Genomic DNA, 23,227 nt, shown 5'->3' with positions numbered 1-23,227 from the left:
GCGGATCCCGGGGCCCATGTCGTCGCTATCGGAACATTGCGGTCATCGGCGACCCGCGTGCAGTTGGGCTACGTGCTCGGCGCTGAGTTCGTAGCCGTACAGGCGGAAGTCGTCGATCAGACCGTCGAACCGCGGGTCGCCCCAGCTCGTACCGCCGAGGAAGTTGGCCGTGGTGTTGCCGCCCACGCCCACATCGCCGATGTCGATCGGGAAATCGGTACGGATGGCCTGCTGGACCCCGTTGAAGTAGATCCTCCCGGTCGAGCCGTTCATCGTGAACACCACATGCGTCCACTGGTTGAGCGGCAGATCCCGGCCCGAGCCGAGCAGCAGCCGCTCCTGCGCGGCCACCCCGGGCGCCTTGAAGGTGGCCCCGAACCCGGTGGTCCCACCGTTCGTGGCCGACTGGAGCAGGAAGAACGTGTCCGTGCTGCTGCCGATCTGCAGCAGCGGCACCCAGTTCGGCAGCGTGTCCGGCCGTGCCCAGAAGGACACGGTGAACTGCTGGTCCAGGCCGGCCTCGAGGTTGTCCGGCAGCCGGACCTGGTTGCCCGAAGTCGCGGCACCGCCCGGCAGTGACACCGCGCTGCCGGATCGGCCGGCGGCCCAGGACGTCGTGCCCTGCAGCGCGGCCGCACCGATCGACGCCTTCGTACCCGAGTTGGCGGCGGCGGTGCCGGTGTTCTCGTCGAAGGTGTAGCGGACCGCGGCGCCTTCGTTGTACATCGCCGCCACCTCGGCCGCGTTCAGCGTGGACGTGTACAGCCGCACGTCGTCCATCAGGCCGTCGAAGGCGGCGTCCGGGTATCCGTTGCGTCCCAGCCAGTTGTTGGCTGTCGGGCCGATCGCGGTCATGTCGATCGTCAGATCGGCACGGCTCGCGATCGCCACGCCGTTGAGGTACAACGTGCCGACCGGGCCCTGGCGGGTGAAGGCCACGTGGTTCCACTGGCCGGCGGCCACGTCCTGGGCCGGGCTGGCGTACACCCGCTCCTCGGGGCCGGTCTTGGCCTTGAAGGTTGCGGCCAGTCCGGTGCTGCCGGATGCCTGTGTCTGCATCTGGATCTGGAAGTAGCTGCCGGCGGAGCCGGTGCCGTCACCGATGTGGAACAGGCCGGTCCAGTTGGCCTTGGTGTCCGGGCGGACCCAGAACCCGGTGGTGAAGTTCGTCGCGCCCTGCAGCAGGTTGTCCGGCAGATCCACCGCGTTGGCGGTGCTGCCACCGGGCAGGTTGACCGCCTTGCCGATGAGGCCGTTGCCGGTCCAGCCGGTGGTCCCGGTCAGGATGGCCGGGCCGGCCCCGCCGGTGGTGCCGGTGTTGGCGGCCGCGGTGCCCGTGCCCTCCTCGAACTCGTACCGGGTGAGGGTGCCGGCGGGCGGCGGTGGGGCGTCGTCGCCGACGACCACCAGGTCGTCGATCATCAGACCGGCGGCGGTTCCTCGCAGGCTGAGCGTCGCGGTGCTCGACGCGGCGGTGAAGGTGCCGGCGTATGTGGCGTAGTTGGCCGTCGAGGGCTGGCTCGTCGTGGCGGACAGGGTGGCGTTCAGGTTCGCGACCGACAGGGTGCCGGTCGCCGCGGCGGTCCCGCTGATCCGGCTGTCGCGTGCGTAGCGCAGGGACACCCGGTACGTGGTGCCGGGGGTCAGCGAGCTGAGGGTGCGCTGGATGCTGCCCGTGGCGCCCAGGCTGAGCTGGTAGCCGGTGAGCCCGAGACCGCCCTGGCCGGCGACGGTGCCGCGCGCGAGCTGGATCTGGCTGCCGACCGTCCACGGCGACATCCGGGTGTTGCCCGGGGCGACGTCGACAGTGGCCGGCGGGTTGGCGGTGCGCCACTCGGTGGGTACGCGCGGGTACTCGAACTGGTCGACGACCCGCGGGTTCAGCTGGGTCAGCTTCACCGCCGGGTCGATCTTCACGATCTTGGCGACCGACGGGGTCCCGGCGGCGTCCCAGACGAACAGCATGTACGAGCCGGGCGGCGCGTACGTGCCGTTGGCCGGCGCGGTGACGGTGACCGTGCCACCGGACTGGCTGAACGCCAGGTCCTGGAAGTTCTGGTCGTTGTTGAAGCCGTGCGTCACCGAGCCGTTGCGCACCAGCGTGACCCGGGAGACCGTGCCGGACGCGGTGATCGCGAAGTTGCCGTGGTAGCCGATCGCGGCCGGCGCGGTGTTGATCACCGGGCGCGGGGCGAGCTGGTCGCCGTTGAACAGGTAGGACGGGGAGTAGTACTCGACGTCGGTGTAGTTGCGCGGGCCGGGGGTGCCGCCACCGCCCATCATCACGCGACCGTCGGGCAGCAGCAGCGCCGCGGAGTGGTAGAGCCGGGCGTGCTCGTACGGCACGGCGACCTCGCTCCAATTCCCGGTGTCCGGGTCCCAGATCTCGGCGTTCGTGACGTACCCGCCGTTGCCGTTGTTCTCGCGGCCGCCACCGGTCACGAACACGTCGCCGTCGGGCAGGACCGTCGAGGTCGCCCAGTGACGCTGGTACTTCATCGGCTTGGTCGCCGCGATGACCGGGCTGGCCGTGCCGCCGGTGATGTCGACGGTGAAGCCGGCGCGGGCGCCGTCCGGGCCGCCACCGTTGGCCCACCAGCCGCCGCCGACCTGCAGGATCTTGCCGGGGCGGTACATGGTAGCGGTGGAGGTGGCACCGACCGGGTTGCCGTTGGCGCCCTGGTTGGCGATGCCGGCGGGCAGGGTGCCGCGCAGTGTGAGCTGTCCGGTGCCGTTGTTGCCGGCCGGGTTGAGCTCGTACATCTGGGTGCCGGTGAGGTTGAACAGGGTGCCGCTGCCCGGTGCGACGAAGGCGCGGGGATACCACCAGCGGTTCTCGTCGGCGCCGGCGTGGTCGGATCCGCCGTCGCCGTACGCGGCGGGGCTGCGGGCGCCGGTGAGCACCTTCCAGCCCGAACCCGACTGCGGGGTGTAGATCTCCGGGCTGAGGACGCCGGGTCCGCCCGGCCCGCCGCGCAGGCTGCCGCCCTGCACGACGATGTCGCCGTTGGGCATGGTGGTGCCGGTCGGATACCAGCGGGGGTAGTTCATGGGCGCCTTGTTCTGCAGCCCGTTGTTGGTGCTGTAGCTGGTGACGCCGATGGCGGCGTCGTTCGGGCTGTTGCCGCCGAGGCCGTCGTCACCGCCGACCGTCATCGTCGAGTGGTCGTGCGGATTCTGCACCTGCATGGCGCAGAACAGGTCGGTGTAGGTGGTGTTCGGCAGGATGCCCGCTCGCAGGTTCGACAGGTTGCGCGGCTGAGCCGGATCCCAGATGTCGACCTCCATCTGGCCGCCCTGGGTGACCGAGCCGTTGCCGGTCCAGTCGTACGGCGTGGCGTCGGTGTTCCAGCCGCCGACGCTGCCGAACGACTGCACCTTGCCGTCGGAGGTCAGCGCCATGTTGATCGGCACCAGTGGCCACGGCGTGACCCCGCTCCAGGCGCCGGCCCGGTCCTTCACCGGCGGGGAGCAGTCGGCGGCGAGGAGCCCGGCGGCGTACGCGAGGCCGTTCTTCATCTGGGCGCGCATCCAGGCCTCGGAGTAGGCCGTGCCTTCGTGCCCCATCGAGGTGTACCAGGACCGGCCGGAGTCGATCTTCTGGCACCAGGTGACCGGGTGCGAGGTGCCCTGGCGGCCGCCGCCGTAGGACGCCTCGTCGGCCTCGATCAGGGTCCGGACGTTGGGGGCCGGGTTGACGACCCAGTCGTACCATTCGTCGCTGCGGGTGATCGAGGCGGTCACGCCCTGGGTGAGCGGGTGACCGGTGTCCCGGACGAATGCCCGGCCCGGCCGCACGCCGGGGTCCTCCGGGTGGCCCTCGGAGACGGCGCCGACCAGGCGGGCGTAGAACGGGTTGACGTCGTGCTCGCTCTCACCGACCGACCAGCCGGTGTAGTGCAGGCCCATGAAGCCGCCGCCGCCACGGATGTACGCCTCGAGCGCGCTGCGCTGCGCCGCGTTGAACAGCACCCCGCCGGTCTGGGCGAAGACGACGGTGTCGCGGACGGCGAGGTTGGCCGTGGTGAAGACCGCGGGATCGTCGGTCTCCTGGATCTCGACCGGCTGGTTGTACTGCGTGCCGAGCTGAGTGGCCAGATCACGCACGGCCTGCCGGGCCTGCACGTGGGAGGCGTGGAAGTTGGGCTTGTAGAACAGCAGCACGTTGAGCCGGCCGTCATCGACGGCAGCTACCCGGGCGACGGCGCTGGCCGAGGACCCGGCAACGAGCGTCAGCGCGACGAATAGGGCGATTAACGGGAAGCGGGGCACTTTCATAAGGGCTCCCTCGATATTCGGCGAGGACGGTCGCCGCATGGTGGGGCTGAACTTATGACGCCCATGAATGCATAGTCAAGAACTGTATCTATATATATGAACCTCAGACTATAGAGTTCTCATATGCGAATCAGATGCGGACATGGAGATGGGCCCCGGCGGAATCCGCGGGGGCCCAACCCGGATCTATCGACGTACCCGCGCGCTGCCGCCACCGGCGAGCGCCCGTACCTCCTCACGGGTCGCCATCGAGGTGTCCCCCGGCGTGGTCATCGCCAGCGCGCCGTGCGCGGCGCCGAGCTCCAGACAGGCCTGCAGCTCCTCCCCCTCGAGCAGGCCGTAGATCAGCCCGGAGGCGAACCCGTCGCCGCCGCCGACCCGGTCGAAGATGCCGAGGTGATCGCGTGCCGCCGAGGACAGCACGCCGGTCTCCGGTGACCACGCGATCGCCTGCCAGTCGTTGTCGCTGGCGGTGTGAACCGTCCGCAGAGTCGTCGCCACCACCTTCAGCCACGGCATCTTGCCCGCCACCGTGGCGACCATCGCCGCGAAACTGTCGATCGGCAGCGCCCGCAGGTGCTCGTCGACATGCTCGACGTCGAACCCGAGCGCGGCGGTGAAGTCCTCCTCGTTGCCGATCATCACGTCGACGTGGCGGGCCAGCCTGGTGTTGACTCCCCGCGCCGTCTCCGTGCCGCCGATACCGGCCCACAGGCTGGGCCGGTAGTTGAGGTCGAAGGAGACGACCGTGCCGTACTGCTGCGCAGCGGCCATCGCCTCCTCGGCCACCGCGGCCGCGTTCTCGGACAGGGCGGCGAAGATGCCGCCGGTGTGCAGCCAGCGGACTCCACGCCGGCCGAACAGGTCGTCCCAGTCGATCGTGCCCGGCCGCAGGTTGGCGATCGCCGTGTTGGCCCGGTCGGACACGCCGACCGCACCGCGTACCCCGAAGCCGCGCTCGGTGAAGTTGAGCCCGTTGCGCACCGTGCGGCCGATGCCGTCGTACTTGTCCCAGCGGACCAGCGACGTGTCGACGCCGCCCTGCATCATGAGGTTCTCGACCAGGCGGCCGATCTCGTTGTCGGCGAACGCGGTCACCACCGCGGCCCGCAGCCCGAACACCTTGCGCATGCCGCGGGCGACGTTGTACTCGCCGCCGCCCTCCCACACGTCGAACCGGCGGGCGGTGCGGACCCGGCTCTCCCCCGGGTCGAGTCGCAGCATCACCTCGCCGAGCGCCACGATGTCGAACTCGCAGTCGGCGGCCGGACGCATCTCGATCATGGTGTTGCTCCTTGCAGGTCTGCGCACCGGGCGGTGACCTCGTCCCATTTGCCGGCGGTCAGCAGGTCGGGCGCCACCATCCAGCTCCCGCCGACGGCGGCGACCGCCGGGTGGGCGAGGTAGGCCGGTGCGCTCTGCGCGGTGACGCCCCCGGTCGGGACGAAGCGGACCTGCGGGAACGCCGCGGACAGCGCCTTGACGGTGGGCAGCCCGCCGCTGGCCTCGGCCGGGAAGAACTTGACGGTGTCCAGGCCGAGGTCGAGCGCCGCCATGATCTCGGTGGCGGTGCTGACGCCGGGGATCACCGGCAGGTCCAGCGCCTGGCAGCGGCGTACCACCTCGGCGCTGAGGCCGGGCGAGACCACGAATCGGGCGCCCGCCTCGTGCGCGAGGTCGACCTGCCGGGCGGTGATGACCGTGCCGGCCCCCACCACCAGGTCGGCGCGCCGGGCCAGGCGGCGCAGCACCTGCGCCGCCTCCGGGGTGCGGAAGGTGGCCTCGGCGATCGGCAGGCCGCCGGCGACCAGGGCGGCGCCCAGGTCGCCGGCGGATCCGGGATCGTTCAGGACGACGACCGGTACGACCCGGTGCCCGCCCAGGATGTCGGTGACGCTCACCGCAGCTCGGCGATGACGGTCTTGAGCTCGGTGTAGTCGTCCAGGCCGAACGAGCCGAGCTCGCGGCCCCAGCCGGACTGCTTGAAGCCACCGCGCGGCAGGGTGACGTCGTCGGCGTGCCAGGTGTTGAGCCACACCGTGCCGGCCCGCAGGCGGGCGCCGACGCGGTGCGCCGTACCGATGTTGTTCGACCAGACGCCCGCGGCGAGCCCGTACACCGTGTTGTTCGCGGCCGCGACGACCTCGTCCTCGGTGTCGAACGGGATCGCGGTCACGACCGGGCCGAAGATCTCGTCGGTCTGCACCGCCATCTGCTCGTTGACGCCGGTGATCAGCGTCGGCTGCACGAAGTAGCCGCGGTCACCGACCCGGTCGGCGCTGCCCGCGTTGATGACCGCGCCCTCGCTGACCGCGCCGCGGATGTAGCCCAGCACCTTCTCGTGCTGCTCCTGCGAGACCAGCGGGCCCATCTGCGAGGCCGGGTCGAAGCCGTCGCCCACCTTGATCGCCCGGGCGGCCGCGGCCACCCCCTCGACGACCTGGTCGAAGACACCGCGCTGCACGTAGAGGCGCGAGCCGTTGACGCAGCACTGCCCCTCGTTGAAGTAGCCGCCCAGCACCGCACCGGCGATCGCGGCGTCGATGTCCGCGTCGTTGAAGATGATGTTGGGGGCCTTGCCGCCGAGCTCCAGCGAGACCTTCTTCAGGTTGCCCGACGCCGCGGCGGCGATCTTCTTGCCGACCTCGGTGCTGCCGGTGAAGGCGACCTTGTCGACACCGCGGTGGTCGACCAGCGCGGCGCCGGTGTCGCCGAAGCCGGGCAGGACGTTGACGACGCCGGCGGGCAGGCCGGCCTCGAGCAGCAGCTCGCCCAGGCGCAGGGCGGTCAGCGGGGTCTGCTCGGCCGGCTTGAGGATGACGGTGTTGCCCGCGGTGATCGCCGGGACGATCTTGAAGCAGGCCATCAGCAGGGGGAAGTTCCACGGCACGATGCCCGCGACCACACCGACCGGCTCGCGCCGGGTGTAGGCGTGGAACTCGCGACCCGGCACGGACATCGTGATGGAGGTGCCCTCCATCTTGGTCGCCCAGCCGGCGAAGTAGCGGAACAGCTCGGCGGCGACGGCGATGTCACCGTCGCGGGCCGCCTCGACGCGCTTGCCGTTGTCGAGGGCCTCCAGCTGGGCGAACTCGTCGGCGTGCGCCTCGATCAGGTCGCCGATGCGCCACAGCAGGTGGGAGCGGTCACGCGGGGTCATCCTCGACCACGGAGAGCCGGACTCGAACGCCGTGCGGGCCGCCACGACCGCGCGGTCCACGTCGACACTCGACGCGTACGCGACCTGGACGATGTCCTCCTCGGTCGACGGGTTGACGGTGGCGAAGGTCCGGCCGTCCTTCGCGTCCACCCAGTTGCCGTCGATCAGCAGCTGCTTGGGTGCGGACAGGAACGAGCGGACGGCGGGCAGCAGTGCGGAGTTCTCGTGGGGCATGGTTGCCTTCCGTTGGTGTTGGCGGAGCTATTTGATGATCGAGATTCGGGACCGGTCGAGGGTCAGCGCGACGGCGGTGACGATGATCGCGCCGTACAGGATCTGCTCGTAGGCCGACGGCACGCCGACGATCGGCAGGCCGACCCGCAGCAGCGTCACGACCAGCGCGCCGGCGAGGCTGCGCCACACGCTGCCGTGACCGCCGGTGATCGCGGTGCCGCCGACGACGATCGCCGCGACCGCCGGCAGGAGAAGGTTGTCGGCCATCGTGGGACCGCCGCTGAACTGGCGGGAGACCAGCATGACAGCGGCCAGCCCGGCACAGGCGCCGGAGACGCAGAACGCGCCGATCTTGACCAGGTCGACGGGCGTGCCGGCGAGCCGCGCGGCCGACTCGGAGTAGCCGGTCGCGGAGACCCAGCTGTGCAGCGGGGTCACCTTGAGGACCACGGCGATCAGGGCCACGACGATGACCGCCACCGCGAACGACATCGGCACGTAGCCGGCGACATAGAGGTCGAGCCACTTGACCGACGAGTCGTCCACGACGCGCACCGTGCCGGCGCCGGAGACGACCAGGGCGACCGCGGACAGGATGCTCATCCCGCCCAGCGTCACGATGAACGACGGGATCCGCAGCACCACGTGCGCCACACCCTGCACCACGCCGATCGTCGCGGCGACGAGAATGACCGCCGGCGTGGCCAGACCACCGAGGTCCGGCAGCCACAGCGCCAGGAAGACCGTCGACAGCGAGGCCAACGCCGCGATCGAAAGATCAATACCACCGCAGAGTACGACCAGCGTCGCCCCCGCAGCGAGCACGATCAGCGGCGCGGCGGTCCGGGACACCGCAGTCAGGCTACGCTGGGTCAGGAAGTCCGGGTCGGCGATGGTCAGGGCGATGACCAGCGCCACCAGGGCGATGAGCGGCATGAACCCGGTCAGCCGCCCGGCCAGACTGGTGGCCTCTTTGACGGTGTGCACAGGTTCGTGGGCCTGTTCAACGGCGGCGGGTGCACTCATCGAGATCCTTATAGAGAAGCCCTCGGCTTTGACCGTGGGAGGGAGACGGAACCCTTGCGGAACAGGTCTGGGGTAGCCCGTTCGCCGTCAGGGCCGCATAGTGGTCGTCGTGTTCGAAACGGTGCGCTACACCTACCGCCTGCGGCCTGGCCGTATGGCGCAGGCGGCGCTGCTGTCCGAGTGGGGCCGCTGTCGATGGTTGTGGAACGAAGCCGTTCACCAACAGAGCACCGGCCGTAAACCGACGCTCGGCAAGCTGTGCAAGTTGCTGACCGCAGCCCGTGGCCGCAATGCCTGGCTGCGGGCGGGTTCGCAGGTCGCCCAACAACAGTCGCTGCGCACTTACGCGGCCGCCCTGGACGCTTCGTTCAAGGTCAAGGCCCGGCGCCGGCCGAAGGTTAAGCGCAGGAAGGACGCTCTGCCGAGCCTGGGGTACACCACCCGCGGCTTCTCCATTAAGAACGGTCGGTTGTGCCTGCCTCGGGGCGTTACCGTCCCCGTCGTCTGGTCGCGGGAGCTTCCCACGGCACCGACCAGTGTGCAGGTCTTTCAAGACAACCTCGGTCACTGGTACGCCTCCTTCGTGGTGACTCGTGAGAGGGCCGCAATCCCCGGGGCCGATCTGCCCGGCATTGGCGTGGACTGGGGTGTCAAGTCCACGGCGACCACCACTGATCCCGGCTTCGACCTGCCGCACCTGGGGCACCGCAGACGCTGTGCCGCCGAATTGGCCAAAGCCCAGCGCAAGATGGCCCGCCGCAGACGACCCAAGGGTCACGCCCCGTCGAAGGGCTACCTGGTAGCCAAGCGGCAGGCCGCCCGGATCGCCAAGAAGGCCGCACGGCAGAACACCCATGACGCCCGCGTCTGGGCCAAGAAGGTCACCGACCACCACGCATTGATCGCTGTCGAGGACTTCAAGCCGAAGTTTCTCGCCAAGACCCGGATGGCCCGCAAGGCTGCCGACGCGGCGATCGGTGCCTGCAAGCGTCATTTGATCGAGCGAGGCAAGCGGGCAGGCCGGAAGGTGGTGCCGGTACCGCCCGCCTACACGACCATGACCTGCTCGCAGTGCGCAACGAGAGCCAAGGAGCGCCTCGGGCTGGGCATCCGCTCTTTCGAGTGCGCGACCTGCGGCTACACCGCAGACCGAGACCTCAACGCCGCGAGGACCATACTCGCCACGGCCGAACGAGACCGTGCCAGTGCCGACGATGTGAGACATCAATTCACCTCCTTCCGGGATGGTGGGTCAGGTGCAGTCTGAGCTGGGAATCTCCCGGATTCATCCGCGGAGAGTCGTTAAACCATCTCCTTCACGAGGTCCAGTGGGGTCGGCTTGCCGCCGTTGGGGCAGGCGACCTCTTTCACGACCCGGCCGTCGCTCATCACCAGGATGCGGTCGGCCATGCCGATGGCCTCCTCGAGACTGTCAGCCAGCAGCACGGTGGCGACACCGCTGGCGGCGAGTTCACGCATCAGCCGGTACACCTCGGAGCGGGCGCCGATGTCCAGGCCGCGGGTCGGGTGGTCCAGCAGCAGCAGCCGGATGTCGCCGCCGATCAGCCAGCGGGCGAGGACCACCTTCTGCTGGTTGCCGCCGGAGAGCCGGCCGATGGCGGTGCCACGGTTCGGCGTGCGGATGGTGAGCCGACGGATCCAGGTGTCCACCAGGCTGGCCTGCTTCTTGGGGGCCACGAACGGTCCGGTGCAGCGGGCCTTCTGCTTGCTCAGGGTCATGTTCTCGGCCACCGACATGGCGCCGACCATGCCTTCGATCTTGCGTTCGGCGGGCACGTAGCCGATGCCGGCGGCGCACGCGGCGCGCGTACTGGGCAGCTCGATCTTCTTGCCGTCCATCCGGATCTCGCCGGCAGTCGTCGGTTCGGCGCCGAACAGGGCGCGGCAGACGTCCTCGCGACCGGATCCGTGGACGCCGACGATCGCCACGATCTCACCGGCGGCAACGTCAAGGTCAACATCTTGGAAGGACCCACCCGACAGGCCGCGTACGGACAACCGGGGCTGTTCGGCCGCGATCGGCGCGGCGGCGTTCTCGTGGTAGTGGTCGTCGGACCCGGTCGAGCCGATCATCATCCGGTGCAGCTCACGCGGGACCGCACCGGCCGTGGCGACCTCGCCGACCGACTGGCCGCCGCGCAGCACCGTCACCCGGTCGCACACGTCGAGGACCTCGTCGAGGCGGTGCGAGACGAACACGACCGAGGCGAACTCGCGCAGCCGGCGGATCTGCGCGAACAGCGTCTCGATCTCCTTGGACTCCAGAACCGAGGTCGGCTCGTCCAGGATGATCACCGGCGGGTGCTGGCTGCGCTGCTCGATGCGCAACACCTTCGCGATCTCGACCATCTGCCGGTCGGCGAACGACAGCGAGTCGGTACGCGCGAGCGGGTCGATGTCCGAGCCGATCTTGTCGAGTTGCTCCTGGGCGAGGTGGCGCATCGCGTCCCAGCGGTAGACGCCCCGGCGCACGGCGGCCCCTTCGCTGCCGAGCACGATGTTCTCCGCGGCGGTCAGGTTGGGCACCAGCGACTGCTCCTGGAAGACCATCCCGATGCCGTGGTCGGCGGCGTCGACGACGCTGCGCAGCTTGACCGGCTCACCGCGGACGTAGATCTCACCGGCGTCCGGGGTGACCAGGCCGACCAGCGCTTTGAGCAGCGTCGACTTGCCGGCGCCGTTCTCGCCGGCCAGGCCGAGGACCTCGTTCTGACGGACGATCAGGTCGACGCCGTCGAGCGCCTTCACGCCCGGGTAGTGCTTGACGAGGCCGCGGACCTCCAGCGCGGGCACGCTCATTTGACCACCTGGTTCCTTCGACGCTGCGGGATGACCGCGGCAGCGACCGCGGCCACGACGATCAGGCCCTCGACCCCGCCCTGCCAGTAGGGGCTGACGCCGACCTGGACGAGTCCGTTGGTGAGCACCATGACGAGCAGGACACCGACGGCGGAGTGCAGGATGCCGCCGCGACCGCCGGTGAGCAGGGTGCCGCCGACGACGGCGGCGGTGATGGCGGAGAAGTCGTAGCCGTCGCCGGCCTGGACCAGGCCGGCGCCGAGCTGGCTGGTCACCATCACCCCGCCGAGGCCGTAGAAGGCGCCGGCGAGGGCGAAGACCGCGACCTTGTACGGCTTGACCCGCACCCCGGAGAGCAGGAGCACCTCTTCGGCGCCGCCGATCGCGTAGGCGTAGCGGCCGAGCCGGGTGTAGCGCTGGACCAGCCAGCCGGCCAGGATGCACGCGGCGGCGATCCAGGTGAGATAGGAGAAGCCGAGGAAGCGCTCGATCGCCCAGCTCTCCAGCATGGCGTCGGTGATGTTGGGCTGCACGCCGGCGAACATGAGGGTCGCCACGCCGAGCCCGACGGCCGACACCCCGAGGGTGGCCATGAACGACGGCACTTTCAGCAGGACCAGGGCGAGCCCGCTCAGGCAGCCCAGGGCACCGCCCAACAGTACGGCGATCAGGATCCCGGCCAGTCCGAAGTCGTTGTCGTTGCGGTTGTTGGCGACCAGCAGTGACACGGTCAGGGCGGAGGCGCCCATCACGCCGGCGGCCGACAGGTCGATGGACCCCATCATCAGCACGAACGTGATGCCGCAGGTGACGACGGCGAGCACGGCGGCTGCGTCCACGATGTTCACGACGTTGTCGATGCTGCGGAACTGCGGGCTCAGGGCCGCGAAGATGCCGAAGATGACGATCAGCGCGACCGGCGGTCCGGCGTCCCGGAGCGCTGCTCCCCGCCGGATCTGGCGGCGAGGAGCAGTGGCGACCTCGGCTGTCATGGTCACGTCAGCGGACCGGCCACGCGGTTGAAGACGTTGGCGCATTCGAAGTCGGCCGGGTTCGTCTTCGGCTCGACGAAGTCGGTGACGTTCTCCTTGGTGATGAGGAACTGCTTGGCGAAGAACGCCCGGTTGTCGGCGGCGATGTCCTCGACCTTCAGCTTGCCGGTGGCGACGCAGTAGCCGATCGCCAGGCCGATGCCGCCCTGCCACGCGCCGTCGCTGGAGACGGTGGCGGTCATGGTTCCGCCCTGGACGGCCTTGACGGCGTCCGGGACGGCGTCGATGCCGACAACCGCGACCTTGCCGGCCTTGCCCGCCTGCTGGAGTGCTTCCAGTGCGCCGAGCGCCATGTCGTCGTTGGCGGCCCAGATCCCCTTGACGTGGTCGCCGTGCTTGGTCAGCAGGGTCTTGGTGACCGTCAGCGCCTCGGCGCGGGAGAAGTTGGCGGCCTGCTGGTCGAGCAGTTCGACGCCGGAGTTCTTCTTCAGCGATTCCTCCAGGCCGGCGAACCGGTCCTTGGCGGCCGCGGTGTCGAGGATGCCCTGCAGCGCGATGATGCCGCCCGAGCCGCCGATGGCCGTGGCGAGCGCGTCACCGATCTGCTGTCCCGACTCGACGCCGTTGTAGGTGATGTGGCTGAGCCAGGTCTTGTGGTCGGCCGGCTTCAGATCGGCCGGCTTGTTCCACTGGGTGACGAGGTAGGCGCCGGCCTGGTCGGCGCCCTTGACGATCGGCGCGGTGTCCGAGTCGCCGTTGGGCAGCACGTTCATGACCAGGCACTTGGTGTCGCCGGCGAGCAGCTGGCTGATCTGCTCCTGCTGCTTGGTGGAGTCACCGTCGTAGGTGAGGCGTTCCTGGGTGAGCCCGACCGACTTGGCGTAGGCGTCGCCGCCGGCGAGCCAGGAGGCTTCGTAGGGGTTGGACTCGTTGCGGACCTGGCCGACCAGCCGGACCTTGGCCGGGTCGCAGGCGCTGCCGGCGCTGGCGGTGTCGTCGCCTCCGGCGGCCTGCTCGCTGCATCCGGCAAGGACGGCGGCGGCCAGGGACAGGCTCATTATGGCGGCGGCGGGACGAGTGAATCTCATGGTCGATCCCCAATTCTTCGGTGCCGGGGCTCCGGCGGGACGGCGAAAAACAGAAAAGAGAGCTGCGGCCCGCGTACGGCTGCCGTCAGTTGATCTGATGGCGCCGGAGGCGCTGTTTCGTGCTTGTTCGGTGCGCTGGTGGCCCGGGTCAGCGGGCCATCCAGCCTCCGTCGACGACCAGGACGTGGCCGTTGACGTAGTCGGCGGCGGCCGAGCTCAGGAAGACGGCCGCTCCAGCGATGTCGGAGGCGTCTCCCCAGCGGCCGGCGGGGATGCGTTCGAGGATGGAGCGGGAACGGTCGGGGTCCTCGCGCAGCGCGGTGGTGTTGTCGGTGGCGATGTAGCCGGGCGCGATGGCGTTGACCTGCACGCCGTGCGGGGCCCACTCGTTGGCCAGGGCCTTGGTGATGCCGGCGACGCCGTGCTTGCCGGCGGCGTAGGACGCGACGCGGATGCCGCCCTGGAAGGAGAGCAGACTGGCAACGTTGACGATCTTGCCGTGGCCGCGCTCGGTCATCGGGCGCCCGAAGCCCTGGCAGAGGAAGAACAGGCCGTTGAGGTTGACGTCGAGCACGCGGTTCCAGGACTGCCGGGTGACGTCCACCGAGTCCTCGCGGTCGATGATGCCGGCGTTGTTGATCAGGATGTCCACCTGACGGTTGCGGCTCACCTCGGCGGCGACGCGTTCGACGGCGTCGAGGTCGCTGACGTCGAGGTCGACGACTTGCACGTCTCGGCCGAGCTCGGCCACCTGGTCGCGGGCGGACGACTGGCTGCCCGGCCGGCCCAGCAGGATCAGGTCGGCCCCGGCGCGGGCGAGCCCGAGCGCGATGGCCTGTCCCAGGCCGCGGCCGGCGCCGGTCACCACGGCGCAGCGCCCGTGCAGGTCGAACGGCGAGGTCACAGGTCCTCCACTGCCACCGGGGTCAGGTCGGTGTACTCGTTGTTCTCGCCGCCCATGGCCCAGATGAAGGCGTACGGGCCGGTGCCGACGCCGGAGTGGATCGACCACGGCGGGGAGATGACGGCCTCGCGGTTGCGCACGACCAGGTGGCGGGCGGCGCCGGGCCGGCCCATCAGGTGGAAGACCCGGTCCTTCTCGTCGAGGTCGACGTAGAGGTAGACCTCGGTGCGCCGGTCGTGCAGGTGCGGCGGGAAGGTGTTCCACACCGAGCCGTCGGCGATCACGGTCACGCCGAACTGGAGAACCGACGTCTGCAGCTCCTCACCCCAGGCGTAGCGGTAGAGGCTGCGTTCGTTGGCGCCCTGCGGCGTGCCCAGCTTGACCGGCTCGACCGCGGCGTGGCTCAGCAGGGTGGTGGGGTAATCCGCGTGGGCCGGCGCGGAGACGAAGTAGAAGGCGGCGTCGGGGCCGGCGAAGACGACCTCGCTGCCGCGGCCGACGAACAGCCCGTCGAGGTGGCCGAGCTCGAACTTCTCGTTGTTGACCAGCACGTGGCCGGGCTCGCCCACGTTGACGACGCCGAGCTCGCGGCGGGCCAGGTGCGAGGTGGTGCCGAGCACGTCCCAGGCCGGCAGCTCCAGCTGACCGGCGCCGGGAACGGCGCCGCCGACCACCAGCCGGTCGTCGTGGGTGTACACCCCGTGCACCTCGCCGGTGCGGAACAGGTCCTCCACGAGGAAGTTCTTTCGCAGGTCCGCATTGGTCGCCGTCTCGACGCTCGAGGGCGATGCGGAGTACCTAACCTCGATCAACATTCTCTCCTCGTTTGTGAACCGCGTTCAGCTACGTGAACTGAGTGCGACAGTACCTATGGCTCCGATCACAGGTCAAGGGGCCGAAACCTGTTCCTCTATGTGAACTGGTGTAGTGTTGTGCGACACGCCCTGGGTGAAGAGGAGGTCTCGGTGGACTCGGAGAACACGGTCGGCAACTCCGCAACCTCGCAGGTCAAGTCGGCTGCACGGGTCCTCGACGTCCTCGACGACATCGCCGCCAACGGCCCGGGAACCCAGCTCCAGCTGGCCAAGCGCCTCGGCATCCCGAAGAGCAGCCTGCACGCGCTGCTGCGCACCATGTGCGCCCGCGGATGGCTGGACACCGACCAGACCGGCAGCGTCTACCGGCTCGGCGTGCACACCCTGACGGTCAGCTCCGCCTATCTCGACGGCGACCCGGTGCTGTCACGGGCCGGCTCGGTGATGGACGAGATCGCGGCGGCCACCGAGGAGACGGTGCACCTGGGCCGCCTCGAGGGCGCGGAGATCATCTACACCGCGAAGCGCGAGTCCAAGCACCCGCTGCGGATGTACTCAGCCGTCGGCCGGCGCCTTCCCGCGTACACCACGGCTCTGGGCCGGGCGATGCTCGCCGAGCTTCCCGAGGACGTTCGCGACCCGCTGGTCCCCCACGAGATCAAGGCCCTCACCACCCAGACGATCACCGACCGCGACGCCCTGCTGGCGATCATCGAGAAGGCCGGCCAGCTGGGCTACGCGGAGGAGAGCGAGGAGTCCTGCCTGGGCGTACGCTGCTTCGGCGTCGCCCTGCCCTTCTCGCACCGCTCGGTCGACGCGCTGAGCGTCGCCGTCCCGATCAGCCGGCTGGGCGACGGCCGGGAGGACTTCATCATCGAGACGCTGCTGAGCGTGAAGGCCCGGCTCACCGCGATGCGCGACAACCGGCTGGTGCGCTGACCCGCGAGCCTTCACTCCCGGCCGGACGGCCGGAGCTCCTGCCTGGCCCGCAGGAAGTCGGCGATGACCTCGGGACTCTCCAGATAGACCTCGTGCGTGCCGGCGCCGTCCACGGTCACCGGGGCTTTTCCGGTCAGCTGGGCGAGACGGTCAGCGATGGCCTGGTGCAGCGGGTCGGGCGTCTCGCTCAACGCGATGACGACCCGGTCGGCCGGTAGCTCGCCGGGGGCGAACACGCGAGCGGTGATGAGCGGGCCGTCGTCCCGCAGGATCGCCTCGGCGTTCGCCTCGGCCTGCTTGACGATCGGCGAGTCCAGATCGGCTCGGCCCTGCGACAGGGTGTGCAGCAGCACCTGGTACGCCCCGCGCCAGTCATCGGGGTGGTCGCGCAGGTGCCGCTCGTAAGGCTCGTGCAATGCCGTGCGCAGCTGCTCCGCGCCCGGCAGCATGGCGACGACCGGCGGCTCCCAGGCGATGACCTCGGTGACCACGCCGGGGTGGCGGGCGGCCACAGCCAGGGCGACGACGCCGCCGGAGCTGAAGCCCAGAACGGTGGCCGGCACCGCGTCGAGCTCGCGCAGCAGTGCGGCGGCGTCGTCGGCGTGCTGGTCGGCGCCCGAGCCGGGCCAGTCCGCGCGGGTGCTGTCGCCGGTGCCCCGGCGGTCGTACCAGATCACCCGGCGGCCATGCGCCGCGATGGCGTGGGCCTGGCCGGTGAGCATCGTGGCGTCCTCGGCGCCGCCGTGGATGAGCAGGACGGGCGGCCCGTTGCCGACGCTGTGGTGGGCGAGGTGCATCGCGATCTCCTTTGGCTTCACTCTAACTGAATCGAATACGGGCTAGAGTAAGCTAATGACCGCACCCGGGCCAGGCCGCCGCCGCTATGACGCCAGAAGCCGACAGTTGCAGGCCCAGCAGACCCGGGACCGGATCCTGGAGATCGCGCGGCGGCTCTTCGTCGAGCAGGGATACGCCGCCACGTCGATCCAGCAGATCGCCGCAGAAGCCGGCGTGTCCGGCCGGACCGTCTTCATCGGCTTCACTTCGAAGATCAACCTGTTGAGGCAGGCGGTGGACACCGCGATCGTCGGTGACAGCGACGACATCCCGCTCGCCCTGCGCTCGTCGATGCAACGCGTCCACCAGTCGACCACCGCGGCCGAGGCCTTCGAGCGGCTCGCCGACGCCTACGCCGAAATCGTGCAGCGCGCCTACGGCATCTACACGGTCGTGCATCGCGCCGCGGACGCCGATCCGGAAATCGCCGAACTCGAACGACTGCTCGAGGCGCAACGCCTCACCGGTGCCGGGCAACTGGCCGCCACGCTGGCCGACCGCCTCGGCGTCACCGACCCGGACGCGATCGCGTCCATGCGGGACGTCCTGTGGACGCTCGGGTCCCCGCTGCAGTACGGGCTGCTCGTCCACGGTCGCGGCTGGACCGTGGAACGCTACCGGGACTGGGCCGCCCGCGCCCTTACCGCCCTCGTCCCACCCACCTGAGACACGGGGCCGACCCCAACTCAAGGGGGCGCGTGGTTCACCTGGCCGGCTGGTCGATTCTTGTTCGCTCACCTCCGGCGCGTACAGCGCGCGAAGAGCGCCGGCAGCGCGTACCGGACGCCGGGTGCAGGGCCGACGAGTTCACACCCGCGGTATCCGCGGCGGCGGCGGGCGCTGCTGACCGAGCGTGGGTATCGGCCGTGACCTGCGGCTACCGGTCGCGAAGGGGCGGCCGCCGTTGGTGCTGCGGCTGACCCGGGTGCCGCCGTATCCGCCGGAGACGATCCGGTCGGTGACCCTGCTGTTCGACGCCGGCCGGCTGTGGATCGACGTCACTGCCGAACTGCCGGTCGCGGTTTATGCGCCCGGGCACGAGCCGGACCGGGCCCGGGTCGCCGGGGTCGATCGGAGTGCGGCTCGCGGCGCCGGCGTAAGACCCGGCGCCGGGCCCGGCTGGTCGAAACCCGGCATCGCCGCCGGGTCCGGCAGGCGTTGCACGAAGCCGCGAAGACCGTGGTGGGCTGGGCGGTCGAGCACCGGATCGGCCAGTTGACCGTCGGTGACCCCCGCAGCCGGCCGGCACCTACCCGGCGCCGGCCAGTCCCGGCGTGATCCACGCCGCCGCAAAGCGGCACCGCACTAGTTCTGGTCGAGCGCCGCCAGCACACCGGCGCGGCTGGGGTCCTCGCTGGCCAGCACGCCCCCGTTGGCCACCACGTCCGGGGTGATCTCGTTGAACACCATCCGGACGTCCTGCGGACGGGCGCCGAGGATCTCGACGGCATGCTCGGTCACTGCGCGGGCGAAGGCCTTGCGCTGCTCCACGGACCGGCCCGCCAGCAACTCAACGGTGATGTTAGGCATGACGCCCCTCTCGGATCGGCTGTCCATGTTCTGGACCCCAGTTCACTAACGTGAACGCACGCTACCGCGCGGCCGAGACAGCCCGCAATGCACGAGGTGCTTAGTTCACATATCTGATGTGAGTTCGACGGCAGAACCTCAGCTGGGCTGGCCGGGGATGTCGAAGTCGGGCCGGTGCGTGTGACTGCCACCGTGGTGATGGTCCAGCGGCGGCGCCGCGGGCGGCGGAACGGGTGGGCGGTCGAGGCGAATCCACAGCGCGCTGGACGGGATGCCGCAGTCGTCGACGACGGAGAGCATGTACCAGCCGGGCGGCGCCAGGTCGGGGTTGCCGGTGACCTCGACGGTGATGCTGCACGCGTCGCGGCACACGATGGGCAGGTCGACCAGCCGCTGGTCGGAGTCATACGCGTGGGTGGTGGCCATCGGCCGGATCAGCTGCGCCCAGCGCAGCGTCATCGCCGACGGCGTGCTGACCTCGACCGTGGTGCCGTAGTGCCACTCGCCCGGCGCCGCGTCCAGCAGCGGCCGGGGGCCCTGGAACAGGTAGGGCGGGTGGTACAGCTCGAGGCGCAACTCGTCGTCACCGCGATCCGGATTCGAGCCGGCCGTGACGACCCGGCCGTCGGGCAGCAGCAGAGCGACGGAGTGGTACAGCCGGGAGACGCCCGCCTCGGCGACCGGCCGGACGGTGTTGGTGGCCGGATCGTAGATCTCCGCGAGGCGTACGGCGTCGGCCCTGGTCTCGCCGTGCAGGCCGCCACCGGTGATCAGGACCGTTCGGTCCGGCAGGATGACGGAGTTGCACAGGCCGCGCGCCTTGGCCAGGTCGGGGCCGGGCTGGAACTTCGCGCCGGCCGGCCCGCCGGACAGGTCGATGATGTCGGTGTGGTTGGTGGCCTGGGCCGGCCCGCTGCCGCCGATGACCATGACGCGCTGCGCCTGCGCCGGCGGCAGCAGGATGCTGTTGCCCTGGTCCCGGTTGGCCTTGTCGCGCAGCCCGGGCACGGTCTGCTCGGCGCCGGTCCACGGGTCGATGACCCGCGCGTCGACGGTGGCGTTGCCCAGCTGCTCCCCGGTGTAGAACAGCCGGCCGTCCTTGAGCAGCAGCAGGTGCGGGTAGAGCGGCAGCGCGGTCGTGGCGGGCAGCTTGCTCCAGCCGTGGCCGGGGTGGAAGACCTCGTTGGGCGCGGTGATCCCGGAGCTGGCGACCGCCCGGCCGTCGCCCATGGTGACCAGCGTCGGGTACCAGCGGTGCGCGTCCATGTCGTCGACGCGGATCCACTGCCGCAGGTCCGGGTCGAACAGGTACGTCATCCGTGAGCCGACGAAGTTGTCGTACTTGTCGGTGCCGCCGGCGACGAGGACCTTGCCGTCGGCCAGCACGGTCTGCCCGGCGCAGAACACGTCGAACGGGCAGCCGGGATCGTGGAACGTGCCGTCCTCGTAGTCCCAGACGACGCTCCTGACCAGGCGGGCGTTGAAGTTCGGGACGCTGTTGCCGGACCCGGCGAAGAACAGGACCTGGCCGGTGTGCATGAGGACCGCGTGCACCGCCAGCACGTGCGAGTCGACCGGCAGCAGTTCCCAGTGGCCGAGGTCGGGAAGCCGGCACACGTCTACCTCGCGATGATGCGGCATGACGGCAGCCGTCACCGCCGGGCTGTGGCCGTGATGGCCCGGCTGGTGGCAGAGCTCGCACTCGGCTTCCGGGTCGTGGCCGCAGCACCGGGTCCGCCCGTGATCATGGCCGCAGCAGCGTCCGGGCGGTGCGCCGGCGGGATGCGCGTGGTCGTGGTCGCACTGCTTCGGGTCGCAGCCGCTGTGCGCGTGTTCGTGATGATTGGCCGGGTCGGGCAGGCCGCAGCACGGGTTGTGCGGTTTGGCGTACCGATGCTGGTCATGATCGTGGTGTTCGCAATGACCGCCGCGCGCAAGATCGACCCAGGGGAAGTCGTCGTCCAGCAGCGGGCGCAGCTCCGGCGACCAGGCGGTCTGCGGATCGACCCACAGCCAGTCGCGGGCGCGGACCAGGCCGCCGAGCCCGGCCATCATGTGCTCCTCGAGGTGGCAGTGAAAGAGAAAATCACCCTTGATCCGTACGCGGCACGCGTTCGCCGGCGGATCGGTCTGCAGTTCCTCGACAGCGCGCGGCAGCCGGGCTGGTGCGGGCACGACCGTGTCCGCGGTGAAGCCTTCCGCGGGGCTCAAGGCGTGCACGTCGGCGGCGCCGCCGGGCGGCGCCGGCAGCTGCCAGCGCGCCGAGTGCGGGTGGAAGTTGTGCCACATCGAGCCGAGATCGAGATTGAGCACGTGCCAGCGCAGCCGCTGCCCGGCGTCGGCCTCGATGGTCGGCGTGTTGCCGACGAAAGCCCGGCCGTTGAGGCAGTAGGTCAGTTCCCCGCCGCCCGGCGCGAAGACGATGTGGTCGAAATTCTGGGCGAGCGTCCACACCACCTTGCTGCCGGGCCGCACCGACACGCTCGGCGGCTCGAAGCTGTTGTCGCGGATCTCGACGGTGCGGTCACCAGCGGGCGCACCAGTGTCGACGACGACGGTGCCGGACATCGTCGGCCCGTGGATCTTGCAGTGGTAGGCGACGGTGCCGGGTGTGGTGAAGGTGCGTTGGAAGGTCTGTTTCGGGGTGGCCTTGCGCAGGAGCGGGCTCTCGAATGCGTCAGCAGTCGACGGCGCCTGCATCGCGTGGACGAACATCGGCACGTCCAGCGCCCGCGGCGCGGCCGGGTCGCGGACGATCAGGGGGCCGAACAGGCCGCGGTTGACGTTGGCCTGGACCATCTGGACGTGGTCGTGGAAGGCCCAGACCCCGATGGTGTCCGCGGTGATGTCGAACGTGTAGGTCCAGCTCTGCCCCGGACGGATCTCGTCGCTGCGGCGGCCCAGCCGGTCGCTGACGCCGAGCGGCCAGGCGCCGTCGGAGTCGATGCCGTACTGCACGCCGTGGACGTGCAGGCTGTGGCACTCGTGCGGATCGGCGTTGAGCACGTGGATGCGCAGCCGCTCCCCCGGCTCGGCATACAGCACCGCGCCCGGGACCCGGCGATGCCAGGGCGGCTCGTTGACGTCAGCCGCCACGAGCTTGGCGGTGTTGGGCATCAGGTAGTGGTCGTCGAGATATTCGCGGTAGACCAGCGCGTCCACCGTCGCGGCCGCGATCTCCTCCGGCCGGACCCGGCCGATCTCATGCCCGTGCCCGCGCATGGCGTCACGCCCGTACCGCCGGCTGCCGGCGATCGGCGCCAGCGGGCTGTAGGCGGCCAGCGGCTCGATCCGCAGAAACACATCCCGGCGACGCAACATCCGCGTGCTCCTCACTGAGGGCGACTACCGCAGTTCACAGCAGATTCGTACGAGCCTTCCATGTCGTGCAAGCGCCTAGCCACGGCCGCGCCCGCCTACTAATTTCAGAGAACGACACGGAATCCGGCTCTGACGGTGCAGAGCGCAGCAGGGCGGGTCAGGCGTGAACCCCCAGAGGTGAGCTGATGGTCGAACCTCACGAATACGACGTGACATCAGGTCCGGTTCCGCTACGGATCTCGGTGAGCTCCCACCCCACCGGCACCATCACTCTGCGGCTGGCCGGCGATCTCGACTACGGCACAGCGTCCCAACTGGCCGGGTCGGTGGAGCAACAGCTGTCGTCCCACCCGGCGCGCCTGTGCATCGACCTGGACGGGGTCGCGTTCCTGGACGCCGCCGGCGTCCGGGTCCTGTTGCAGTGCCGCGCGCGTGCCGACGATGCCCGTTGCCGGCTGCAGGCCAGCAGCCCGCAGCCGCTGGTCCATCAGGTTCTGCACATCATCGGCCTGACCGAGGGATTCGGCCTTCCCGCCCCGCAGGGACACGCGTGGCAGCGATCAAGGACCCGCCCGCCTCGCCGTCCCCTGCCACCGACGTCGGCGGCCGACACGATCGAGGTGGCCCGAGCGCTGATCGCCGAGGCTCGCGCTCTACGGCGTCAGTCACAGGCAGTCTGCGCCGCTGTGGCGGTGCTGGCTGCAAGGCAGGGCGGCGGCGTGGCCGTCAGAGCCATTTGAAGTCTTCGTAGTTGTTGAACGCGGCCGGGCTGGTGCAGCCGGCCATCATCGGGATGTGCCGGTAGCCGACGGTGTCGGATCGGTAGAGGCACCCGCCGGCCTCGACGTTCCTGAGCCGGTTCCAGCCGTTGATCGACGGCGAGTTCACCACCGGCCGCCAGCGCTGTTTGGCGGGCGTGCCGGGGACGCACAGTTCGGCGTACACGTTCCTCAGCCCGTTCGGGGCGGACAGGCACCACAGGCCGCGGGCGTCCCAGCGGTTGTTGACCACCCGGTACTCGTTGTTGCCTCCGACGTACTGGAAACGCCACTGCGCGTTGCCGCCGGAGACCGCGCACGGGCTCTCCGCGAAGTACACGGTGATGGTCGCGCCGCTGGAGTTGAACGACTGGTAGAGGCAGGCATAGCTGTGCGCGTGCATGATCGTCACCGCCGGCGCCGCGGCCGACGCCGGCGACGTCACCACGGCGCTGCCGGCCACGATCAGCGCGATCACCGCGACGAACTTGAGGAATCGGCCCATCACAACCTCCCCGTCAGATC

19 protein-coding genes are annotated in these 23,227 nt (G+C 70.0%); 5 read left to right on the top strand and 14 right to left on the bottom strand.

The features are described from left to right. Nucleotides 1–42: 42 nt before the first annotated feature. From OHA21_RS12030 to OHA21_RS12010, 5 genes are all read right to left on the bottom strand, one after another. Nucleotides 43–4,164 (bottom strand): LamG-like jellyroll fold domain-containing protein, encoded by a 4,122-nt coding sequence (locus OHA21_RS12030; protein ID WP_328473261.1) that lies wholly within the window; start codon nucleotides 4,162–4,164, stop codon nucleotides 43–45. Between the two features lie 300 nt (nucleotides 4,165–4,464). Beyond that, the gene (locus OHA21_RS12025) at nucleotides 4,465–5,562 is read right to left on the bottom strand and encodes a sugar kinase (RefSeq protein ID WP_328473259.1); all 1,098 of its coding nucleotides are present in this window, start codon (nucleotides 5,560–5,562) and stop codon (nucleotides 4,465–4,467) included. Beyond that, nucleotides 5,559–6,179 (bottom strand): bifunctional 4-hydroxy-2-oxoglutarate aldolase/2-dehydro-3-deoxy-phosphogluconate aldolase, encoded by a 621-nt coding sequence (gene eda / locus OHA21_RS12020; protein ID WP_328473257.1) that lies wholly within the window; start codon nucleotides 6,177–6,179, stop codon nucleotides 5,559–5,561. Before eda ends, OHA21_RS12025 begins: the two co-directional genes overlap by 4 nt. Continuing rightward, entirely contained in the window at nucleotides 6,176–7,672 is a 1,497-nt protein-coding gene (locus tag OHA21_RS12015) for an aldehyde dehydrogenase family protein (RefSeq protein ID WP_328473255.1), read from the bottom strand. The genes eda and OHA21_RS12015 overlap by 4 nt, the downstream gene beginning before the upstream one ends. Nucleotides 7,673–7,699: 27 nt before the next feature. Further along, nucleotides 7,700–8,698 (bottom strand): ABC transporter permease, encoded by a 999-nt coding sequence (locus OHA21_RS12010; protein ID WP_328473252.1) that lies wholly within the window; start codon nucleotides 8,696–8,698, stop codon nucleotides 7,700–7,702. Between the two features lie 109 nt (nucleotides 8,699–8,807). Between OHA21_RS12010 and OHA21_RS12005 the strand changes: the two genes are divergently transcribed. Then, nucleotides 8,808–9,965, top strand: coding sequence for an RNA-guided endonuclease InsQ/TnpB family protein (locus tag OHA21_RS12005; RefSeq protein WP_328473250.1), 1,158 nt, complete (start codon nucleotides 8,808–8,810; stop codon nucleotides 9,963–9,965). Nucleotides 9,966–10,000: 35 nt separating this feature from the next. Here OHA21_RS12005 and OHA21_RS12000 read toward each other — a convergent pair whose 3' ends face one another. The 5 genes from OHA21_RS12000 to kduI form a co-directional block, all read right to left on the bottom strand. Then, nucleotides 10,001–11,518: a sugar ABC transporter ATP-binding protein gene (locus OHA21_RS12000; RefSeq protein WP_328473248.1), complete on the bottom strand. Its 1,518-nt coding sequence runs from the start codon at nucleotides 11,516–11,518 to the stop codon at nucleotides 10,001–10,003. Continuing rightward, nucleotides 11,515–12,510 (bottom strand): ABC transporter permease, encoded by a 996-nt coding sequence (locus OHA21_RS11995; protein WP_328478381.1) that lies wholly within the window; start codon nucleotides 12,508–12,510, stop codon nucleotides 11,515–11,517. Before OHA21_RS11995 ends, OHA21_RS12000 begins: the two co-directional genes overlap by 4 nt. 2 nt (nucleotides 12,511–12,512) lie before the next feature. Beyond that, complete coding sequence (locus OHA21_RS11990; RefSeq protein WP_328473246.1) at nucleotides 12,513–13,598, bottom strand: sugar ABC transporter substrate-binding protein; 1,086 nt, start codon at nucleotides 13,596–13,598, stop codon at nucleotides 12,513–12,515. Nucleotides 13,599–13,746: 148 nt separating this feature from the next. Further along, on the bottom strand, nucleotides 13,747–14,502 hold the full coding sequence (gene kduD, locus OHA21_RS11985; RefSeq protein ID WP_328473244.1) for a 2-dehydro-3-deoxy-D-gluconate 5-dehydrogenase KduD: 756 nt from the start codon (nucleotides 14,500–14,502) through the stop codon (nucleotides 13,747–13,749). Then, a complete protein-coding gene (kduI, locus tag OHA21_RS11980) occupies nucleotides 14,499–15,317 on the bottom strand; it encodes a 5-dehydro-4-deoxy-D-glucuronate isomerase (RefSeq protein WP_328473242.1) in 819 nt (272 codons plus the stop codon). The genes kduD and kduI overlap by 4 nt, the downstream gene beginning before the upstream one ends. A gap of 150 nt (nucleotides 15,318–15,467) precedes the next feature. Here kduI and OHA21_RS11975 point away from each other — a divergent pair, with 150 nt between their 5' ends. After that, nucleotides 15,468–16,256, top strand: a complete 789-nt coding sequence (locus OHA21_RS11975) for an IclR family transcriptional regulator (protein ID WP_328473240.1) — start codon at nucleotides 15,468–15,470, stop codon at nucleotides 16,254–16,256. An 11-nt stretch (nucleotides 16,257–16,267) separates the two neighbouring features. On the opposite strand, the gene OHA21_RS11970 is transcribed toward OHA21_RS11975, so the two are convergent. Then, nucleotides 16,268–17,053, bottom strand: coding sequence for an alpha/beta fold hydrolase (locus OHA21_RS11970; protein WP_328473238.1), 786 nt, complete (start codon nucleotides 17,051–17,053; stop codon nucleotides 16,268–16,270). Between the two features lie 55 nt (nucleotides 17,054–17,108). Between OHA21_RS11970 and OHA21_RS11965 the strand changes: the two genes are divergently transcribed. Both OHA21_RS11965 and OHA21_RS11960 read left to right on the top strand, forming a co-directional pair. Next, the gene (locus OHA21_RS11965) at nucleotides 17,109–17,759 is read left to right on the top strand and encodes a TetR/AcrR family transcriptional regulator (protein WP_328473236.1); all 651 of its coding nucleotides are present in this window, start codon (nucleotides 17,109–17,111) and stop codon (nucleotides 17,757–17,759) included. A gap of 187 nt (nucleotides 17,760–17,946) precedes the next feature. After that, nucleotides 17,947–18,312: a hypothetical protein gene (locus tag OHA21_RS11960; RefSeq protein ID WP_328473234.1), complete on the top strand. Its 366-nt coding sequence runs from the start codon at nucleotides 17,947–17,949 to the stop codon at nucleotides 18,310–18,312. A gap of 86 nt (nucleotides 18,313–18,398) precedes the next feature. Here OHA21_RS11960 and OHA21_RS11955 read toward each other — a convergent pair whose 3' ends face one another. Then, nucleotides 18,399–18,623, bottom strand: coding sequence for a tautomerase family protein (locus tag OHA21_RS11955; protein WP_328473232.1), 225 nt, complete (start codon nucleotides 18,621–18,623; stop codon nucleotides 18,399–18,401). Between the two features lie 138 nt (nucleotides 18,624–18,761). After that, nucleotides 18,762–21,944 carry a galactose oxidase-like domain-containing protein gene (locus OHA21_RS11950; protein WP_328473230.1) on the bottom strand — a complete coding sequence of 1,061 codons (3,183 nt, stop codon included), beginning with the start codon at nucleotides 21,942–21,944 and terminating at the stop codon, nucleotides 18,762–18,764. 185 nt (nucleotides 21,945–22,129) lie between these two features. Here OHA21_RS11950 and OHA21_RS11945 point away from each other — a divergent pair, with 185 nt between their 5' ends. Then, on the top strand, nucleotides 22,130–22,684 hold the full coding sequence (locus tag OHA21_RS11945) for an STAS domain-containing protein (protein ID WP_328473228.1): 555 nt from the start codon (nucleotides 22,130–22,132) through the stop codon (nucleotides 22,682–22,684). Here OHA21_RS11945 and OHA21_RS11940 read toward each other — a convergent pair. Further along, on the bottom strand, nucleotides 22,671–23,207 hold the full coding sequence (locus tag OHA21_RS11940) for a hypothetical protein (RefSeq protein WP_328473226.1): 537 nt from the start codon (nucleotides 23,205–23,207) through the stop codon (nucleotides 22,671–22,673). The genes OHA21_RS11945 and OHA21_RS11940 overlap by 14 nt on opposite strands. Nucleotides 23,208–23,227: the final 20 nt, after the last annotated feature.

The sequence above is a fragment of the Actinoplanes sp. NBC_00393 genome, from assembly GCF_036053395.1.
Taxonomy (GTDB): Bacteria; Actinomycetota; Actinomycetes; order Mycobacteriales; family Micromonosporaceae; genus Actinoplanes.
The sequence above is the reverse complement of the archived record's forward strand: the minus strand, read 5'-3'. Positions and strand labels throughout refer to the sequence as shown.

What these genes read in the sequence shown, in the direction of transcription:
- OHA21_RS12025 (WP_328473259.1), bottom strand. Translation starts at nt 5,562, where the DNA reads ATGATCGAGATGCGTCCGGCCGCCGACTGCGAGTTCGACATCGTGGCG.
- OHA21_RS12015 (WP_328473255.1), bottom strand. Translation starts at nt 7,672, where the DNA reads ATGCCCCACGAGAACTCCGCACTGCTGCCCGCCGTCCGCTCGTTCCTG.
- OHA21_RS12010 (WP_328473252.1), bottom strand. Translation starts at nt 8,698, where the DNA reads ATGAGTGCACCCGCCGCCGTTGAACAGGCCCACGAACCTGTGCACACC.
- OHA21_RS12000 (WP_328473248.1), bottom strand. Translation starts at nt 11,518, where the DNA reads ATGAGCGTGCCCGCGCTGGAGGTCCGCGGCCTCGTCAAGCACTACCCG.
- OHA21_RS11995 (WP_328478381.1), bottom strand. Translation starts at nt 12,510, where the DNA reads ATGACAGCCGAGGTCGCCACTGCTCCTCGCCGCCAGATCCGGCGGGGA.
- OHA21_RS11990 (WP_328473246.1), bottom strand. Translation starts at nt 13,598, where the DNA reads ATGAGATTCACTCGTCCCGCCGCCGCCATAATGAGCCTGTCCCTGGCC.
- kduI (WP_328473242.1), bottom strand. Translation starts at nt 15,317, where the DNA reads ATGTTGATCGAGGTTAGGTACTCCGCATCGCCCTCGAGCGTCGAGACG.
- OHA21_RS11970 (WP_328473238.1), bottom strand. Translation starts at nt 17,053, where the DNA reads ATGCACCTCGCCCACCACAGCGTCGGCAACGGGCCGCCCGTCCTGCTC.
- OHA21_RS11965 (WP_328473236.1), top strand. Translation starts at nt 17,109, where the DNA reads ATGACCGCACCCGGGCCAGGCCGCCGCCGCTATGACGCCAGAAGCCGA.
- OHA21_RS11955 (WP_328473232.1), bottom strand. Translation starts at nt 18,623, where the DNA reads ATGCCTAACATCACCGTTGAGTTGCTGGCGGGCCGGTCCGTGGAGCAG.
- OHA21_RS11950 (WP_328473230.1), bottom strand. Translation starts at nt 21,944, where the DNA reads ATGTTGCGTCGCCGGGATGTGTTTCTGCGGATCGAGCCGCTGGCCGCC.
- OHA21_RS11945 (WP_328473228.1), top strand. Translation starts at nt 22,130, where the DNA reads ATGGTCGAACCTCACGAATACGACGTGACATCAGGTCCGGTTCCGCTA.
- OHA21_RS11940 (WP_328473226.1), bottom strand. Translation starts at nt 23,207, where the DNA reads ATGGGCCGATTCCTCAAGTTCGTCGCGGTGATCGCGCTGATCGTGGCC.